The organism is Nocardiopsis baichengensis YIM 90130, from assembly GCF_000341205.1.
GTDB classification, from domain to species: domain Bacteria; phylum Actinomycetota; class Actinomycetes; order Streptosporangiales; family Streptosporangiaceae; genus Nocardiopsis_A; species Nocardiopsis_A halophila.
Map to the genome: position 1 here is coordinate 1 of NZ_ANAS01000049.1, position 2160 is coordinate 2160.

The following is a 2160-nucleotide window of genomic DNA, read 5'->3' on the forward strand; positions in this document are numbered from 1 at the left end:
GCCTTTTTCTTTTTCCCTTGCTTGTGATCATGTGAAAGTGTGGCCGGTCGGTCGTGGGGGTGTCTCCTGGGGCGGTGAGGGCGGGCCGGGCGGGTGCGCCGCTTGTGCCGCTGGCACTCCGCCGGGTCTCCGCGGTTCGAGCAGAGGGCGGCAACGAAGCGGGGCGGTTCCCCGGTGCCACCGGTCGGCCGCCGGGCCTCTGCGGTACCGGCGACGAGCAGCGACGACGGCACGGCCGGTGCCCCGCTCCGGCCTGCCTGCCGGGCGCCGGGGCCCTTCGGTGTCAGGGAGAGGGCGGCAACGACGGGGCGGTGTTGCCTGGGCTTGCCTGTCGGGTGGCCGGGCCCCGGGTGGCCGGCGGCGACGGAGGAGCAGGTGCCCCGCTCACTGCTACTCGCCGACTGCCGGGGCCCCGCCGGTCGGGCGTGGGCGGCGGCGAGGCGGGGCGGGGCGGGTGCCCGGGCCTGCCTGCCGGGCGCCGTGTGGTCCGGCTGGGGAGCGGCGGCGAGCAAGGTCGGCGGGCCTTCGGGCGGCGCTGTCGGGGATCGGGCGTGCGGACGGCCGGGGCGGCCGGGCGGCGACGGTCGTGTCCGCCGGCGTGGTGGAACTGTCCGGTCCCGGGCCGCCCCGGGTGGCACTGCCTGCCCCCCGCGTCGACACCCTTGTTGATCTCGGGGGAGTCGGGGTAATACCGGCGAGTATTACCCCGACTCCCCCGAGATCAACGGGGAGGAGGGGGCACGCACCCCGGGGCGGGGGCGCCGATCGCGCTGCAGCGGTCGCACCGCTCACAAGGACGCGGCCGAAAGCTCCACCACTCCAGCGCACACGACCCGGCGGCGAGGACCGGGCGGGTGCCCGGGCTTGGCTGTCGGCCCCCGGGCGGTCCAGGTGGCGGGGCGTGTTCTGGCGGCCGCGGCCCTGTTGCGCCGCGCGGTCGGCGCCTGTACGGGAATCGATAGTGGTGGTTTCGCCACCCGATCGCGCATCGGGTGGTGATACCACCACTATCGTTCGCCCCTGCTGTCTTGTGGCGGTCCCGGCCGCAGCGGCGGGACCCCGGCGGGGGCCGGTGGCGGCGGCCCTGGCCCGCGTGTGCGGGGCGCGCGCCGCTCGGTCGGTCGCAAGGGCGCCCGCCCAGGTTGGGAACGCATCGGCCCTTATCGGCGCCCCGGCCTGGAACGGGCGGCCCTCCGCCATTCCAGGACGCTCCGGCGCAGGCGACTCTCCCCGATTCCAACCCCCTTGGAAAGGGAAAGGGATCTTGTTTCCAGGGCGGATTTCCGTGGGCGGTGATCGGTCTTCCAGGGTGCCTTTGCAGGGGAAGTGTTCCGAGGGTGTGACTCGTGATCAACATGTGCAATGACCTGCGCAGATGCTGGATTTCCCGGTTTCTCGGAATTTCTTCGTGGAATCTTCCGCCGGGGCCCCAAAAATGGTGGCGGGTGGTTCATAATGGGTGTATGGCAGATCAGCGGCACCCCGGTATCCCGGCGGGTTCGCGCGCGGCGCGGATCCGGGCCGGGATCGACGGTGTGCTCGCCGAGGCGGACGGAGCCGTTTCAGAGGACCCGGTGCCGGGTGCGGGGCGGGTGCTGTGCGAGCTGGCCGGGGTGCTGGCCGCGGGGCAGGGGCAGCTGGACCTGGCCGCCGCGCGGCTGGCCGCCCGGATCGGTGAGACCGGGGCCCTTGCGGGCTCGGGGCACTCCACGGTCGCCGGGCTGCTGCGCGCCAATGGCCGCTCCTCCTCACAGGCGAATGCCGTGGCCACCGTGGCCGACCACCTCGAGGACTACCCGCAGGCGGTCGAGGCCGCCGAGGCGGGGCGGGTGTCCTTCGGCCAGCTCGCTCTGGTCATGGACCTGTCGGAGGAGGCGGTGGCCGGGCGCTGCACCCGCCGCCACCCCGATGCCGCCGACTACCGGGCCAGGGCCGAGCACATCATGGTCCGGGCCGCCGCCGACGGGGCCGGCGACCGCACCCTCAAGCGGATCGGCAGGGAGCTGCCCCAGCGCATCAGCCCCCAGGAGCACGAGGAGCAGAACCGGGACGCCTACGGGGCGCGGGAGGCGCGTTTCAGCGATAACGCCTTCGGGTTCGCCCTGCACGTCCAGGGCGATGCGGCTTCGGCGGAGATCATCCGCACCGCCGTCGAGGCCC

The 2160-nt window shown here is 73.9% G+C and carries 1 pseudogene; it reads left to right on the top strand.

What is annotated here, in order from left to right:
- Positions 1-1463: 1463 nt before the first annotated feature.
- Positions 1464-2160, top strand: a pseudogene (locus tag C892_RS29810) (HNH endonuclease); the annotation flags it as partial.